Source organism: Lentzea albidocapillata, from assembly GCF_000719115.1.
Taxonomy (GTDB): domain Bacteria; phylum Actinomycetota; class Actinomycetes; order Mycobacteriales; family Pseudonocardiaceae; genus Lentzea; species Lentzea albidocapillata.
The window spans coordinates 249,784-265,458 of sequence record NZ_JOEA01000017.1; the positions used below are offsets into that span (position 1 = coordinate 249,784).

Here is a 15,675-nt window from a genome sequence, read left to right on the forward strand (position 1 = left end):
ACGTCGTGAGGGTGATCGGACTGATTTCCGGCACGTCGATGGACGGTATCGACGTCGCCGTCGCCGACCTGTCGATCCACGGCGACGTCGTCGAGCTCGTGCCGGTGCAGTGCGCCGAGCACCCGTTCCCGAAGGACCTTCTCGAGAAACCACGGGACCTCGCTGAAGTGTGCGCCTTCGACACGTCGCTCGGACAGGCTTTCGGCGAAGTCGCCGCCGGGTACCTGCCGGCGGACCTGATCTCCTCGCTCGGGCAGACCGTGCACCACGAGGTGCAGGACGGCGACTGCCTCGGCACGTTGCAGCTCGGCCAGCCCGCCTGGATCGCCGAACGCACCGGTGTCCCCGTCGTCGCTGACCTCAGGGTCCGCGACGTGGCCGCGGGAGGCCATGGAGCGCCTCTCGCGAGCACCCTCGACGCGCTGTGGCTCGCCGGCATGGCGGAGAACGCGATCGCGCTGAACATCGGGGGCATCGCGAACATCACCGTCGTGAGACCCGGAAGCCAGCCCATCGCGTACGACACAGGGCCCGGCAACGCGCTGATGGACGCCGTCATGGAGGTGCTGTCCAACGGCGAACGGCGCCAGGACACCAACGGCGAGTTCGCGAGCAGGGGCAACGTCCGCGAGGACGTCCTCAAGAAGCTCCTCGCCGACCCGTACTACGCCAAGCCGTGGCCGAAGTCGACCGGCAAGGAGCACTTCAACGCCGAGTACCTCCAGGGCCTCCCGACGGTCCAGGCCGAGGACATGCTCCGCACGCTCGCCGAACTCACCGCCCGCACCATCGCCGACGCCTGCCGCGCGCACGACGCGAGCACCGTCGTCGCGTCCGGCGGCGGGATGCGCAACCCGGTGCTGGTCGAGGCGCTGACCAAGGCGCTCGACCCCATCCCGTTGAAGATCAGCGACTCGCTGGGCCTGCCGCGCGACGGCAAGGAGGCCTACCTCGCCGCGCTGCTCGGATTCCTGACGTGGCACGGGGTCGCGGGCAACACGCCGTCCGCGACCGGCGCGTCCGGGCCGCGGCTGCTCGGCAGCATCACGCCCGGCGACGGGCCGCTGCGACTGCCAGAACCCGTCACCGGTCCAGTGACCAAGCTGAATGTGGGGGACCCGAAGTGCGTGCACTAGACCTCGCGATCATCGTCCTGTTCCTCGTCGGAATGCCGTTGCTCGGCATGTGGATCGGCGGCAGGCAGAAGTCGTCCACCGACTACTTCGTCAGCGAGAAACGCATCTCGTGGTGGGTCGTCTGTCTCTCGGTCGTGTCCGCGGAGACGTCGACGCTCACGGTGCTGAGCGTGCCGGTGATCGCGTACATGGCGACGCCCGCGCAAGGCGGCATGACGTACCTGACGCTCGCGCTGGGCTACATCGTCGGCCGCATCATCGTCAGCTTCGTGCTGCTGCCGCGCTACATCGCCGGTGACCTCGTGACGGCGTACGCGTTCCTGGGCAAGCGCTACGGCAACGGCATGCGCGCCACGGCGTCCGTGACGTTCCTCTTCACCCGCCTGCTCGCGGACGGCATCCGGCTCTTCGCGACGGCCATCCCGATCAAGCTGGTGCTCGCCCAGTACGGCATCGACGCGAACTACTGGACGATCATCCTGGCGCTCGGCATCGCGATGGTGTTCTACAGCTTCTTCGGCGGCGTGCGCGCGGTCGTGTGGGTCGACGCGATCCAGATGCTCTGGTACGTCCTCGGCGGCGCCGTGGTGATCTGGTGGCTGTCGGGCCAACTGTCGGACGGCTGGTTCTCCAAGGCCCTCGACGTCAACAAGTTCCAGATGTTCGACTTCACCTCGTCACCGCTGACGGGCGCGTACCCGTTCATCGCGGCGTTCTTCGGCGGTGCGCTGCTGTCGATGGCCTCGCACGGCGCGGACCAGCTGATCGTGCAGCGGCTCATGTCCACCAAGGACGTGAAGTCCGCGCAGAAGGCGTTGATCGCCTCCGGTTTCGTGGTGTTCCTGCAGTTCGCGTTCTTCTTGTTCATCGGCGTGATGCTGTGGGCGTTCTACAACGGCGTGGACCCGGTGAAGGACCTGAAGCTCGGCAACAAGGACGAGCTCTTCGGGTACTTCATCGTCAACTCGCTGCCGTCGGGCCTGTCCGGCTTCGTGATCGCCGGCATCCTCGCCGCCGCGCTGTCGTCGTCGCTGGGCGCCCTGGCCTCCAGCACGGTCACCGACGTCTACGAACGCATCCGCAAAACCCCGATGACCGACCAGGAACGCCTGCGCCACGGCCGGCTCTGGACCCTCGCGTGGGCGGGTCTGCTGATCGTCTGCGCGGGCCTGTTCGCTTCCTCGAACAAGACCACGGCGGATCCGATCGTGGTGCAGGCGCTCGGCATCGCCGGCTACACCTACGGCGCGCTGCTCGGGGCCTTCCTTCTCGGCCTGATCTTCAAGCGCGTCACGCAGGTGGACGCGATCATCGCGTTCGTGTCGACGGTGCTGGTCGTCGGTTTCGTGATTCTCGGCGTCAAGTTCGCCGGCAGCACGCCGACGATCAACTTCGGGAAGGCGACGGCCGACCTGAAGTCCTTGACCGGCTGGTGGAACACGCCCCTGGGGGTGGCGGTCACCTTGCTCGTGGGTGGGTTGCTGTCATTGCGGCACGCACGCGGTGTGCCGGTACGAGACGAGCTCGATGTGAAGGCGGAATCCTAGGCGGGCGAACATGTTCTGCGACGACTCGTTGCCCGCGTAGATGGACGCGGCGGCCTGCGGTCGAGCACCGTGGTCCGCCGCGAGCTTCCACAGCAGTTCGGTGACGAGGGCAGCGCCGACGCCCTGACCGCGGACGTCGGGCTCGACGGCCACGAAGTCGACGTAGTACTCCTCGGGCTGGGCTTTGCCCGCGGCGTAGCCGAGCACGCGTTCGCCGTCCATGGCGACGACGACCGTACGTTTGGCCGGATCGGATTCGACGAGTTGTTTGCCGGACAGGTACGTGTGCGGGAAACATCGTTCGTGCAGGACCGCGACGGCCTCGTGCACGAACCGGTCGGTCGGGAGGACGCGCATCTCACGGTCGCTGGGACATTTGGCGTCCCTGAGCAGCAACGTGCGCAGGTCCCCGTTGTCGAGTAGGTGGATGGCGCTCGCCTTGCCGGCGCTGAAGGCGTGCCGTTCGGCGAACGCCGCCAGTCGCCGGTGGGCTGTGTGCCCGTAGAGCTCGTGGTCGGTGATGCCGGCGAGGAGCTCGGTGACGCGCCGGAACATGGCGTCGGCGGTCTGGTCCCAGATGCGGCTGCCCGCGGGGTGGTTGACCGGTACGTCGACGAACGGTCCGTGCAGCCACGCACGGCCGAGCTCGGCATCGATCTCCACGCTGAGCATGCCGGTGATGTTGTCGTCGGCGTCGACGGCCACCACCGTGCAGTCCGCCCAGGAGGGCTCGAACTCGCCGAGCTCCGCGCGGAGCTCTTCGACTGTCTCACCGAGGTACCCGATGTGGTGCGCCTTGTCGGCCTGGAGCCGGACCAGCAGCGCCATCGTGGCGCCGAGGTCGCCAGGTTCGGCGAAACGGATGTCGTACATAAGAGGAATGGTCACTCGCACGGCCGTTCGAAGCGAGGGAGTTTTCGCCTGTCCCAGGTCACGAACGCGTTGCTCTGTAAAATCGCGCGGATGTCGTCCGTCGGAGAACTCGAAGAGCTGACCGCCAGGAACGCTCAGGCGCAGGCCAGGGCCCACGCGGGCGACTTCAGGGGCGCGGCCGCCGAGTTCAGGGCGCTCGCGAGGGATTTCACGCGAGTGGCGGGTGCGGACGACCCCGCGACCCTCGCCGTCCGCCTGAACCTGGCGCGGGTGCTGGGCACGGCGAAGCAGTTCGGCAAGGCCGTCGAGGTCTGCGAGCCGCTGCTGCGCGACCAGGTCCGGGTGCTGGGGCCCGAGCACGACGACGTCCTGGAGACCAGGCAACTGCTGGCCGGCCTGCGCTATTCGGCCGGTGACACGGCAGGAGCGGCCGCGGACCTGGAGCAGCTGCTGACGGCGCTGTCGCGGCTGCTCATGCCCACGCACGACCGGATCACGAAGGTGAAGCGCGACATCGCGTTCTTGAAGCGCACTACATGACGCACGAGACATCACTCACACCGGTGGGCTCCGCGGCGCTGGTATGCCGTGTCACGAACACCCACGTCGCAGGCGCAACCCCCAGATTCGGGCTTGCAGGGCAGGTGAGGGTGGGGGACGCTTCTACAGTGAGTGAGGAAACGATCCAACTCGATCTCAACGAATCCGGGGTGGCCGTCGACCTGCCCTTGCCACCGAACAACCGGGACGGTGTCCAGGGTGTTCCGTATCGGCCGGTCGAATTCCGAGACGATGATCTTCCGTCAGCTCTGGAACGCGCTGCCGCCTGGTTGCGGCAGACCCAGGACTGGCTGGGCGAGCCCGTGGACGTGATCGCAGTCCATCTCGACTACGACGACACCCACGGCAACCCGTACTACGACCTCAAGCTGCTGTGCAACGACGAGGATCTGGCGGGCGTGCCAAAGATCATGCGAGAACACGAAGGGGCCGCTACCGGTCAGTAGTCCTTACGGCTACCGTTCGGAAGCATGTCGGATCGCGTATATCCCCCGGTGATCGCCGCAGCCAAGCTCATGTTCAAGGTGCTCGACCTGCGGATCACCGTCGAGGGGGCGCACCACGTTCCCCGCACGGGTGGGGCGGTACTGGCGTCGAACCACGTCAGCTACCTCGACTTCATCTTCGCGGGCTTCGGCGCGGATTCCTCGGGGCGCCTCACGCGGTTCATGGCGAAGCACGAGATCTTCGCCAACAAGATCGCAGGCCCGCTCATGCGCGGCATGCACCACATCCCCGTCGACCGGAGCGCGGGTCAGGGCTCCTACCAGCAGGCCCTGTCCGCGCTCCGCACCGGCGAGGTCGTCGGGATCTTCCCCGAGGCCACGATCAGCCGTTCATTCACGGTCAAGGACATCAAGTCCGGCGCGAACCGCCTGGCGCACGAGGCCGGCGTGCCGATCATCCCCGTCGCGCTGTGGGGAACCCAGCGCCTGTGGACCAAGGGCCGTCCCAAGAACCTGACCCAGCGGCACGTGCCGGTCACCATCCTCATCGGCGAGCCGTTCGAGCCCTCCCCCGGCGACTCCGGCGACGGCGTGCTGCGCAAGCGGATGCAGGACCTGCTGGACACCGCGCAGGCCTCCTACCCGACCGAACCCGGTGCCTGGTGGGCGCCGGCGCACCTCGGCGGCACCGCGCCCACCCCGGAACAAGCGGCACGGCTGGACGGCCGCGGCGCCTGACCTGGCGATACAAGGTTTTCACAAGGTCCGTCGGGCAGACTTGCGGTGCGCACCTGGAGTGGTGAGGTGGAACCGGGGGATCTCACCCCTTCAGGCGCGTAGAGGCCGCGGTCGGGGCTGGTTGAAGCCCCCCAGGCGCCCGCTCCGACCGCCCTCTCAGACCTCTGCGTCCGCCGGTTCAGGCGAAGACTCCACGGGCGCCGCTACCGCAGCGGGTTTCGCACGCGCGGGCTCGTCACCCGTCGTGCGCAGCCGCTGCGAGATCACCTGCGAGATGCCGTCACCGCGCATCGAGACGCCGTACAGCGCGTCCGCGATCTCCATGGTCGGCTTCTGGTGCGTGATGATCAGCAGCTGCGACCGTTCCCGCAACTGCTCGAACAGGCCGATCAGCCGGTGCAGGTTCGTGTCGTCCAGCGCCGCCTCGACCTCGTCCATCACGTAGAACGGTGAGGGACGGGCGCGGAAGATCGCGACCAGCATCGCGACCGCTGCCAGCGACTTCTCGCCACCGGAGAGCAGCGACAGGCGCTTGACCTTCTTGCCGGGCGGGCGGGCCTCCAGTTCGATGCCGGTGGTCAGCATGTCGCCGGGCTCGGTCAGCACCAGGCGGCCGTCACCGCCGGGGAACAGGACCTTGAAGACGATCTCGAACTCGCGCGCCACGTCCTCGTAGGCCAGCGTGAAGACCTCGAGGATCTTGTCGTCGACCTCCTTCACGACCGTGAGCAGGTCGCGGCGGGTGTCCTTGATGTCCTCGAGCTGCGTGGAGAGGAACTTGTAGCGCTCCTCCAGCGCGGCGAACTCCTCCAGCGCGAGCGGGTTCACCTTGCCCAGCAACGACATGTCGCGCTCGGCGCGCTTGGCGCGGCGGAGCTGGGTGTCACGGTCGTACGGCATCGGCTGCGGCTCGGAGACCTGCTCGCCGCGTTCCTTGGCGGCCTGGTACTCGGCCATCTCGGCGGCCGACGCGGGCACCATGACGTCGGGGCCGTATTCGTTGGCGAGGTCTTCCAGGCCGATGCCGAAGTCCTCGGCGATCTTGGTTTCCAGCTGCTCGATGCGCATGCGCTGCTCAGCGCGCAGGACCTCGTCGCGGTGCACGGCGTCGACGAGCTTCTCCAGCTCGCCGGACATCTCCCGCACCAGCCCACGCACCTGGGTCAGCAGGAGTTCGTGCTGCGAACGGCGTTCCTGGGCCTGGTCGCGCTCGCGGGCGGCACGGGACAGCGAGATCTCGATGCGTTCCAGCGCCTGCTCGCCGCCGCGGACGACGGCCTTCGCGACCACGGCACCACGGGCGCGGTGCTGGGTGGCGCGGGCGTGGCGTTCGCGGGCCTCACGCTCGGCGCGGGCGGCACGGCGCAGGCCCTCTGCCTTGCCCTGCAACGCCCGTGCGCGCTCTTCCGCGGTGCGCTGCACCAGACGTGCGTCCATCTCGGCCTGGCGGGCCTGAGCGAGCTCCGCGGCCAGCGCGTCACGCTGGTCGGTGTCCGGCTCGTCGTCGAGGGTCTGCTCCTCCTCGGCCATCAGCAGCCGCTCTTCGAGCTCGCCCAGCTTCATCAGGGCTTCCTCGCGCGACCGCTCGACCCTGGCACGCTGCTCGGAGATGCGGTTGACCTCGGCCTGCGCGGACCGCACGGCCGTGGCCATCCGGTTCAGCCGCTCGCCGGAGCGGGCCTGGCGGACCTTGGCCTCCTGCATGGCCTCCTTGACCGCGTCGAGCACCTTGCGGCGGGCCTGCTGCTCGGCACGAGCGCCTTCGAGCGCGGCCGAAGCGTGCTCCAGCGCCCGTTCCGCGGTCGCGAGCTGCTCCTGCGCCTCGTCGACCGCGGCCTGCACCTCGATGACGCTCTGCCCCTGGGCACCCGAGCCACCGACGGCCCAGTCCGTGCCGAAGAGGTCGCCCTCCCGGGTCACCGCGCGACCGTTGAACCCAGCCGCGGTGTCCAGATCTCCCACCACAGCAAGGCGATCGAGCGCGCGAGCCAACGCCGGACGCAACGCCTCGGGCGCGTGCACGACGTCGATCGCCCACCTCGCGCCGTGCGGCAGGTAGCCCCACTGCGAGGTGTCCACAGTGGATCCGGGTGAGCCGATCAGCACACCGGCGCGGCCGCCGTCCTTCTCCTTCAACAGCTTCAGTGCCGCGAGCGCGCCGTCACCGGACGACACCGCGACGGCGTCGGCGATCGGGCCGAGCGCGGCGGCCAGCGCGACCTCGTAGCCGGGTTCGACGGTCAGCAGCGCGGCGACGGAACCCAGCAGGCCCGGCACGTCCGACGCGAGCAGCGCGCCCGCGCCGTCCTTGCGCGTGAGGCCCAGCGAGAGAGCGTCGACGCGAGCGCGCCACGACGCGATGTCCCGTTCCGCAGTGCGTTCGGCCTTCACCAGTTCCTCGACGCGCTGCCGTGCCGCGTCGTTGGACTGCACGGCCTGGTGGTGGCGTTCGTCGAGGCCGTGGTCGTCCTCGTCCTCGGTGCCGGTGATCTCGCGGGCCTCGGCCAGCTCCATCGACGCGTACTCGGCGCGTTCGGACGCCTCGGACAGCGTGACGGAGAGGCGTTCGATCTCCTCGGCGGTCGCGTTCGTCTTGCTGCGCAACGCTTCCACCTGACCGGACAGGCGCGCGAGGCCCTCCCGGCGGTCGGCGATCGCGCGGACGGCGGCGATGTGCGCCTTCTCCGCCTGCGAGACCATGCGCTCCAGTTCGGCGCGCGTCTCGACGGCCTCGGCCAGCGCGATGCGGGCCTCGGTCACGCCTTCCTGGAGCTCCAGCTCCATCTCGGCGGTCTCCTCGGCCTCGCGGTCGAGGTCGTCGGGATCGCGGCCTCTGCTGGGCGCGTCGACGTCCGCAGACAGGTGGCGGGCTCGTTCGGCGGCAAGGCGCACGGTGCCGCGGAGGCGTTCCTCCAAAGCGGACAGCCGGTACCAGGTGTCCTGTGCGGCCTGCAGCTTCGGCGAGTCGGCGGCGACCCGCTCCTCCAGCTCGTTCTGCTGGTACTGCGCCGCCTGCAACGACTTCTCGACCTCGGCGCGGCGCGCGCGGGCCTTCGCCTCGTCGTGCTCCTCCTGCGCGATGGCCTCGCGCTGCGTCACCAGGTCGTCGGCGAGCAGGCGGAGTTTGCTGTCGCGCAGCTCGGACTGGACGACCTGCGCGCGGCGGGCGATCTCGGCCTGCTTGCCCAGTGGCTTGAGCTGGCGGCGCAGTTCCGCGGTGAGGTCGGTGAGGCGCGTCAGGTTCGCCTGCATCGCCTCCAGCTTGCGCAGCGCCTTTTCCTTGCGCTTGCGGTGCTTCAGGACGCCGGCGGCCTCTTCGATGAACGCGCGCCGTTCCTCCGGTTTGGACTCGAGGATCGCGGCGAGCTGGCCCTGACCGACGATCACGTGCATCTCACGGCCGATGCCGGAGTCCGACAGCAGTTCCTGGATGTCCATGAGGCGGCACGAGTTGCCGTTGATCTCGTATTCGGTGCCGCCCTCGCGGAACATCCGGCGGGTGATCGACACCTCGGTGTACTCGATCGGGAGGATGCCGTCGGCGTTGTCGATCGTCAGCGTCACCTCGGCGCGGCCCAGCGGCGCGCGGCCGGACGTGCCGGCGAAGATGACGTCCTCCATCTTGCCGCCGCGCAGGTCCTTGGCACCCTGCGTGCCCATCACCCAGCGCAGCGCGTCGAGCACGTTGGACTTGCCGGACCCGTTGGGGCCGACCACACAGGTGATGCCGGGCTCGAAGCGCAGCGTGGTAGCCGAGGCGAAGGACTTGAAGCCCTTCAGCGTCAGGCTCTTGAGATGCACGCGGGGCAGAGTACCCAAACGCTTGCGGGTGATGCGGGACGCGGGCCTTGACCTGCGCGCCTAGGGACGGAGAGTAACCAGGAGCCCGCTTTCGTCCGACACCTCCAACCGGTCGATCTGGTCGACCCGGAACGACGTGGAACCGGGAATCCGCTCGTCAGGCGCGTGATCGGAACCCCACCAGCCCCCGACCTCGCGCTGCCCCTGCCGGTCGAACACGATGACCTTGCAGCGCGCGCCCGGCTTGACCTCCTCGAGCTTGAACCACATCTCGGTGCCCCAGGACTTCTGGATCATCGAGACCTCGCCGTTCACCCCGGTGCCGGGGTTCTCGGCGGCCCAGGTCGGTGGCGGTGGGGCCTGGAGGAACAGGATCCCGCCGGCCAGCGCGAGCGTCACGAGGACGGCCGCGCAGACCAGGACCACCCGGCGGCGGTGGTCCGGCCTGGGTGGGCACGAGGGGATCTCGTCGAGGTTCTCGACGTCCTCCAGCGTCAGGCGGCCGAGCAGCCCCGGCAGCGGGGCCAGCCGCAGCATCTCGGCCTGACAGCAGTCGCAGCCGCCGAGATGACGTTCGAACGCGGCACGTTCGGAGAGGTCGAGCGAGCCGAAGAGGTAGGCGCCGACGTCGACGGTGTGCTGGCAGCTCACGCCTCGGTCACCCCTCTTTCCTCCAGTGCGTCGCGCAGCGCCCGCAGTGCGTAGAAGCAGCGCGACTTGACGGTGCCCGGCGGGATGCCGAGCGTCCTGGCGGCCTCCGCGACGGTGCGGCGGCGGTAGTACAGCTCGATGACGACCGTCCGGTGCTCGGGCGTGAGCGCGCGCAGCGCCGACGCGATCTGCCACGTCTGCAGCACGTGTTCGACCTGGTCGCTGACCGGCGGAAGGTCCACCGGTTCGAGCGGAACCTCGGTCGCGCGTGCGTTGCGGCGGCGGTAACCGGAGATCACCAGGTTCTTGGCGACCGTGTAGAGCCACGGTGCCGCGTCGTCCGGCTTCAGATCCTCGTGGTTGCGCCACGCGCGGAGCAGCGTCTCCTGCACGACGTCCTCTGCCTGCTGGTAGTCGCCGTCGACCAGCCGCAGCACGTAGTGCAGCAGCGGGCCCCTCCAGCGGTCGTACAGCTGGATGAGGACGTCTTCTGAGGAGTCCACGATTCCCTACTACGCCGGCTCTCGGAAAACGGTTCAGCGCTCGACGAACCCGGTCAGGTCACCCCTGGCATCAGACCACTGCTCACCGACAGAGTCGACGCGTCCGGGGGTTTCACCCGAACGGAGAGCTTTCAGTAGTTGTTCACACTTCTCCCGCGGACCCTCGGCAACGACCTCGACCCGGCCGTCCGGCCTGTTCGAAGCGCTCCCGACCAGGCCCAGTTCTAGCGCCCTGGCTCGCGTCCACCAGCGAAAACCAACGCCCTGAACCCGTCCTCGCACCCACGCGTTTAGTCGCACGTCCACCTCCGAATGGTTGCGTAGTCACACCAGGTGACTGAAGACGCACTCTGGGGTTGTCACCCATTAGTGGTACGGTCCCGACCCGTGAGTGCCCGCAGCCTCTTACTCGGCCTGCTGATCGGTGCAACCGGTATCGGCGGTCTCGCCATCACCGGTACCTCCCCTCTCGGCATCGGTTTCACCAATGCCGCGCAGCAGGAGAGCACCGACCCAGCGAACCAGTTCGGAACGGGCAACGCCGCCGCACCCAACGGCGGCAGACAGCCGTCCGGCGGCGAGACCAATGCCGGCACGTCCGCGCCTCAGACGTCCTCCTCGGTGCCCGCCACCTCGACGACGACCGAGACGCCTCCTTCCACGCCTTCGACGCCGGCGGCCCCGTCCACCACGACGCCACCCCCCGAGGCGCCGAAGCCGCCCGCCCAGACGCAGCCGCCCACTGGCCAGACGCCGGAGCAGGCCGTGCTCGCGCTCGTGAACGACGCCCGTGCCGCAGCAGGTTGCAAGGCCCTCGTGATCGACGACCGCGTCACGACCGCCGCCCAGGCCCACAGCACGGACATGGCGACCAAGAAGTACTTCTCGCACACCTCGCAGGACGGCAGGACGTTCGACGTCCGCATGCGCGAGGCCGGTTACCCGAAGCCGGGCGGCGAGAACATCGCGATGGGCTACCCCACCGCCGCCGCCGTCGTGGACGGCTGGATGAAGTCCACCGGCCACCGCGAGAACATCGAGAACTGCAGCTTCATCACGATGGGCGTGGGTCTGGACACCCGCGGTAACTACTGGACCCAGAACTTCGGCCGCTGACCGTTCGAGCAGGGGAAACTTTCGTGTACGAGAGCCCGGAACCGGACTCGCGCTCGCGCTTCTTCCGAGGTGCACCGCAAATCGTCCTAGCCGCCTCAGGCGTCGTGCTGGCGACCGTCTTCGCCGCCGTCGCCTCCCTCGCCGCGGGTTCGAACACCGCGAACGAGTCCCCGGCGACCCAGCCGCCGCGCAAGGAGGCCGTGCGCGACGCCCTGAGCATCGTGCCGACGACCGCGCCGTCCTCGACCGTCGAGCAGACGTCGTCGGCCGCGGAGACCACCACCACCTCGGCGACCACGACGACGAAGAAGCAGACGCGCGTCACGACCATCACGCGCGCTGACGGCACGACGACCACGGTCACGACCGACGACCCGCCGCCGGTCACCACCACGACGCCTCCCGTGGTGACGACAACTACGACGACGGTCCCACCCGCGACGACGACCACCACGGCGCCGACGAGCACGACCACAACGACGCCACCGGCCTAGAGTTACGCCAGTCACCGCCCAGTGACGCAGTGCTACACGAAGGTGTGGCGTAACTGAGGCGTTGGTTCGTTTCCGCCGATAACTCGAACACAAGTCCATCCGACCGGGTTTCCCCCGAGGAGCGAGTGGTGTTCGAGGAAGATCATCCGCAGTCACCGGCCGAGGCCCCGAAGAAGCGCGTGGGCACGGCCGTGTTGCTGGCCGCGGGCGGCGTGGTCGTAGCGACCCTGTTCGCCACGGTGGCGTCCATGCTCGCGGCGTCCGGCCGCGAGGCGAGCCCTGAGCGCACGGCGGCCGACGTCGTGCAGACCGTCACGAGCGTGGCACCGGACGGCAGCACCAGCACCGTCCTGGTCACGGTGTCCTCCGACGCGCCGTCGTCGGCCAAGCCCGACCGCAGGCAGGCCGCGCGGCCGCAGGAGCAGCCGAAGCCGGGCACGCCGGAGCAGCCGCAACTGACGACGGACCCTGCGCAGCCGACGCAGCCGCAGAGCAACCCGCCCACTTCGGTCACCGAGCCGCCGACGTCGACTCCCTCGTCGGGCTCGTCGACCACCGCGCCGCCGTCGTCGGGGTCTTCGAGCTCAGCCGCGCCCGACCCGAAGCCCTAGAGGTCTACAGCTCGAACCGGTAGCCCATGCCCGGCTCGGTCAGCAGGTGCCGCGGCCGGGCGGGCTCCGGTTCCAGCTTCCGCCGCAGCTGAGCCAGGTAGACCCGCAGGTAGTGCGTCTCCTTCTCGTACGCGGGCCCCCACACGTCCCGCAGCAGTTGCTTCTGCGCGACGAGCTTGCCCGCGTTGCGCGCCAGCACCTCCAGCAAGCCCCACTCGGTGGGCGTGAGGTGCACCTCGGCGCCGTCCTTGAGCACTCGCTTCGCCGCCAGGTCGACGGTGAACGAGGCGGTCTGCACGATCGGCTCGTCCTCGGGGCCGGTCGCGGCCGAGCGGCGGACGGCGGCGCGCAGCCGTGCGAGGAGTTCGTCCATGCCGAACGGTTTCGTCACGTAGTCGTCGGCGCCGGCGTCCAGGGCGTCGACCTTGTCGGCCGAGTCGGTGCGGGCGGACAGGACGATGATCGGCAGGCTGGTCCAGCCGCGCAGGCCCGCGATGACGTCGGTGCCGTCCATGTCGGGCAGGCCGAGGTCCAGCACGACGACGTCCGGTTTGCCCTCCGCCGCCACCCGGAGGGCAGTGGCGCCGTCGGGGGCCGTGAGGACCTCGTAGCCCCGGGCCGAGAGGTTGATCCGCAGGGCGCGCACGATCTGCGGCTCGTCGTCGACCACCAGTACTTTTGTCACGCGATCCTCTCCTCGGCGGGGAGTGAGATCACCACGGTGAGGCCGCCACCAGGTGTGTCCTCCATGGTGATCGTGCCTCCCATGGCCTCGGTGAAGCCCTTCGCCACGCTCAGACCGAGACCAACGCCACCCGGCGTGCGGTCGCCGAGGCGCTGGAACGGGGCGAAGACCTGGTCCGCGGTGCCGCTGGGCAGGCCGCGTCCGTGGTCGACGACGCGCAGTTCCACCTCCGAGCCGTGGGCGGAGGCGCGCAACGCCACGGCTCCGGCGTAACGCACGGCGTTGCCGACGACGTTCGCGATCACTCGTTCGAGCAGGCCCACGTCGGCGCGTACGGGGGGCAGTGACTCCGGGACGTCGACCTCGACGTCGCCGGCCTGGCCGACCAGTGCTCGTGCGACGGCCTCGTAGTAGTCGACGGCGCGGAACTGCGGCTCCACGGCGCCGGCGGCGAGGCGGGAGGAGTCGAGCAGGTTGTCGACGAGGCCGGTGAGGCGGTCCGCCGACTCCTCGACCGCCTCCAGCAGCTCGGCGGTGTCGGTGTCCGACAGCGTCAGCTCCGGGTCGCGCAACGAGCCGACGGACGCCTTGATCGAGGTCAGCGGCGTGCGGAGGTCGTGGCCGACGGCCGAGAGCAGCGCGGTGCGCAGTTCGGTGCGGGAGGCTTGGCGCTGGGCTTCGAGGGTCTGCTCGGCCATGCGCTGCTGCCTGAGCGCGAGCAACGCCTGGCCCGCGGCTGCTTCCAGGACCCGGCGGTCGGACGCGGGCAGCGAACGGCCGCGCAGCGCGAGATGCACGTCCGGCGTCACGGCGATGTCGACGTCCGCCTCGTCGGGCTCGTCGCACGGGCCGATGCCGGCGCACGCGACGCGCTCCCATGAGCCGTCGACACGTTCCAACAGCGCGACGGACGTGAGGCCGAAGTTCTCCTTCACCTTCTCCAACAGCCGTGCGAGCGGCTGCGGGTTCGTCAGCACGGTGCGCGCGTACGACGCGAGGAGCGTGGCCTCGGTGCGAGCGCGCGCCGCTTGGGTCGCACGGCGCGCGGCGTGGTCCACCACCAACGCCGTAGAGACGCCCACGATGATCATCGCGAAGAAGGTGAGCACGTTCTGCTGCGCGTCGATGGTGAACGTGTAGAAGGGCTCGGTGAAGAAGAAGTTCAGCAGCAACGCGTTGATCAGCGCGGCTGCGATCGCGGGGCCGAGCCCGCCGACGATCGCCACGACGAGCGTGACCAGCAGATAGCCGATGACGTTCGTGGAGAAGTTCAGGCCGCCGCGCAACGACGCCCCGGCCGCCGTGACCAGCGCGGGACCGGCCACCGCGAGGAACCAGCCCAATGCGAGCCGGCTCGGCTTCAACGGACTTCCGGCGAACCGGGCGCGCCAGCCGGTGGGCGTCGCCGGATGCGTGACCATGTGGACGTCGATCGGACCGGACTCCTGCACGACAGTGGAGCCGATGCCAGCCGAGAACACGCGCGCGAACCGCGAACGGCGCGAGGTGCCGACCACGAGCTGTGTGGCGTTGACGCCGCGTGAGAACTCCAGCAACGCCGTCGGCACGTCGTCGCCGACAACGGTGTGGAACGTGGCACCGACATCCTCGGCGAGCTTGCGGTACTTCTGCAGTGAGTGCGGATCAGCGCCTGCGAGGCCATCGCCGCGAAGCACGTGCACGACGAGAAGGTCGCCACCCGCGCGCGTGGCGATGCGACGCGCGCGACGGATGAGCGTCTCGCTTTCCGTGCCACCGGTGATGGCGACGACGACACGTTCGCGCGTCTCCCACGTGTCGGTGATCTGCTGTTCGGTCCGGTAGCGCAGCAACGCGACGTCGACCTGATCGGCGACCCAGAGCAACGCGAGTTCGCGCAACGCGGTGAGGTTTCCGACGCGGAAGTAGTTGCCGAGCGCGGCGTCGATCTTGTTCGCCGCGTAGACGTCGCCGTGGGCGAGCCTGCGGCGCAGAGCTTCCGGCGTGAGGTCGACGAGCTGGATCTGGTTCGCTTTGCGCACGACCTCGTCCGGCACGGTTTCCGTCTGCGGTACGCCCGTTATGCGGTGCACGACGTCGTTCAGGGATTCCAGGTGCTGAATGTTGACCGTGGACAGCACATCAATCCCGGCTTCGAGGAGTTCCTCGACGTCCTGCCACCGTTTTGCATTACGGGACCCAGGTGCGTTCGTATGCGCCAGTTCGTCGACGACAGCGACCTGTGGAGCACGGGCCAGCACGGCGTCGACGTCCATCTCGGTGAGTTCGACGCCACGGTGCCCGGAGCGCCTGCGCGTAACGTTTTCCAGGCCTTCGGCCAGTTCAGCGGTCTTCGCACGGCCGTAGGTCTCGACGAATCCGACGACCACATCCGTGCCGCGTTCCCGCCGGCGGTGCGCCTCACCGAGCATGGCGAACGTCTTGCCGACACCGGGAGCGGCGCCGAGATGGATGCGGAGCTCGCCACGTCTGGGTTTCGGACTCACCGGACCAGTCTGCCCCGGACCGGAGGT

At 69.1% G+C, this 15,675-nt stretch carries 15 protein-coding genes; 8 read left to right on the forward strand and 7 right to left on the reverse strand.

What is annotated here, in order from left to right; translation table 11 throughout:
• The first annotated feature begins 11 nt into the window (after positions 1-11).
• Together IG04_RS0127850 and IG04_RS0127855 are read left to right on the forward strand one after the other, a co-directional pair.
• The gene (locus IG04_RS0127850; protein ID WP_030479693.1) at positions 12-1,136 is read left to right on the forward strand and encodes an anhydro-N-acetylmuramic acid kinase; all 1,125 of its coding nucleotides are present in this window, start codon (positions 12-14) and stop codon (positions 1,134-1,136) included.
• Positions 1,124-2,683, forward strand: coding sequence for a sodium:solute symporter (locus IG04_RS0127855; RefSeq protein ID WP_030479694.1), 1,560 nt, complete (start codon positions 1,124-1,126; stop codon positions 2,681-2,683). Before IG04_RS0127850 ends, IG04_RS0127855 begins: the two co-directional genes overlap by 13 nt.
• On the opposite strand, the gene IG04_RS47270 is transcribed toward IG04_RS0127855, so the two are convergent.
• A complete protein-coding gene (locus tag IG04_RS47270) occupies positions 2,621-3,556 on the reverse strand; it encodes a GNAT family N-acetyltransferase (RefSeq protein ID WP_030479695.1) in 936 nt (311 codons plus the stop codon). The genes IG04_RS0127855 and IG04_RS47270 overlap by 63 nt on opposite strands.
• A gap of 90 nt (positions 3,557-3,646) precedes the next feature.
• Between IG04_RS47270 and IG04_RS47275 the strand changes: the two genes are divergently transcribed.
• The 3 genes from IG04_RS47275 (at position 3,647) to IG04_RS0127875 (ending at position 5,301) form a co-directional block, all read left to right on the forward strand.
• Positions 3,647-4,096 carry a tetratricopeptide repeat protein gene (locus IG04_RS47275; protein WP_030479696.1) on the forward strand — a complete coding sequence of 150 codons (450 nt, stop codon included), beginning with the start codon at positions 3,647-3,649 and terminating at the stop codon, positions 4,094-4,096.
• Positions 4,097-4,224: 128 nt separating this feature from the next.
• Positions 4,225-4,563, forward strand: coding sequence for a hypothetical protein (locus tag IG04_RS0127870; protein ID WP_030479697.1), 339 nt, complete (start codon positions 4,225-4,227; stop codon positions 4,561-4,563).
• A gap of 24 nt (positions 4,564-4,587) precedes the next feature.
• Positions 4,588-5,301: a lysophospholipid acyltransferase family protein gene (locus IG04_RS0127875; RefSeq protein WP_030479698.1), complete on the forward strand. Its 714-nt coding sequence runs from the start codon at positions 4,588-4,590 to the stop codon at positions 5,299-5,301.
• 156 nt (positions 5,302-5,457) lie between these two features.
• On the opposite strand, the gene smc is transcribed toward IG04_RS0127875, so the two are convergent.
• From smc to IG04_RS45580, 4 genes are read right to left on the reverse strand one after another with little or no spacing between them, the layout of a single operon-like run.
• A complete protein-coding gene (gene smc / locus IG04_RS0127880) occupies positions 5,458-9,102 on the reverse strand; it encodes a chromosome segregation protein SMC (RefSeq protein WP_030479699.1) in 3,645 nt (1,214 codons plus the stop codon).
• Between the two features lie 60 nt (positions 9,103-9,162).
• Complete coding sequence (locus IG04_RS0127885; protein ID WP_030479700.1) at positions 9,163-9,753, reverse strand: anti-sigma factor family protein; 591 nt, start codon at positions 9,751-9,753, stop codon at positions 9,163-9,165.
• The gene (locus IG04_RS0127890; protein WP_084401370.1) at positions 9,750-10,256 is read right to left on the reverse strand and encodes a sigma-70 family RNA polymerase sigma factor; all 507 of its coding nucleotides are present in this window, start codon (positions 10,254-10,256) and stop codon (positions 9,750-9,752) included. The genes IG04_RS0127885 and IG04_RS0127890 overlap by 4 nt, the downstream gene beginning before the upstream one ends.
• A gap of 33 nt (positions 10,257-10,289) precedes the next feature.
• Positions 10,290-10,562, reverse strand: a complete 273-nt coding sequence (locus tag IG04_RS45580; protein ID WP_084401368.1) for an acylphosphatase — start codon at positions 10,560-10,562, stop codon at positions 10,290-10,292.
• Between the two features lie 81 nt (positions 10,563-10,643).
• Here IG04_RS45580 and IG04_RS0127895 point away from each other — a divergent pair, with 81 nt between their 5' ends.
• The 3 genes from IG04_RS0127895 (at position 10,644) to IG04_RS0127905 (ending at position 12,477) form a co-directional block, all read left to right on the forward strand.
• The gene (locus IG04_RS0127895) at positions 10,644-11,372 is read left to right on the forward strand and encodes a CAP domain-containing protein (RefSeq protein WP_051770811.1); all 729 of its coding nucleotides are present in this window, start codon (positions 10,644-10,646) and stop codon (positions 11,370-11,372) included.
• A 104-nt stretch (positions 11,373-11,476) separates the two neighbouring features.
• Positions 11,477-11,866, forward strand: a complete 390-nt coding sequence (locus tag IG04_RS47745; protein ID WP_030479703.1) for a hypothetical protein — start codon at positions 11,477-11,479, stop codon at positions 11,864-11,866.
• A 128-nt stretch (positions 11,867-11,994) separates the two neighbouring features.
• Entirely contained in the window at positions 11,995-12,477 is a 483-nt protein-coding gene (locus IG04_RS0127905) for a hypothetical protein (protein ID WP_144065387.1), read from the forward strand.
• Positions 12,478-12,481: 4 nt separating this feature from the next.
• Here the strand turns inward: IG04_RS0127905 and IG04_RS0127910 are convergent, their stop codons facing one another.
• Both IG04_RS0127910 and IG04_RS0127915 read right to left on the reverse strand, forming a co-directional pair.
• Positions 12,482-13,162, reverse strand: a complete 681-nt coding sequence (locus IG04_RS0127910) for a response regulator (protein ID WP_030479705.1) — start codon at positions 13,160-13,162, stop codon at positions 12,482-12,484.
• The gene (locus tag IG04_RS0127915; RefSeq protein ID WP_051770813.1) at positions 13,159-15,648 is read right to left on the reverse strand and encodes a DUF4118 domain-containing protein; all 2,490 of its coding nucleotides are present in this window, start codon (positions 15,646-15,648) and stop codon (positions 13,159-13,161) included. The genes IG04_RS0127910 and IG04_RS0127915 overlap by 4 nt, the downstream gene beginning before the upstream one ends.
• Positions 15,649-15,675: the final 27 nt, after the last annotated feature.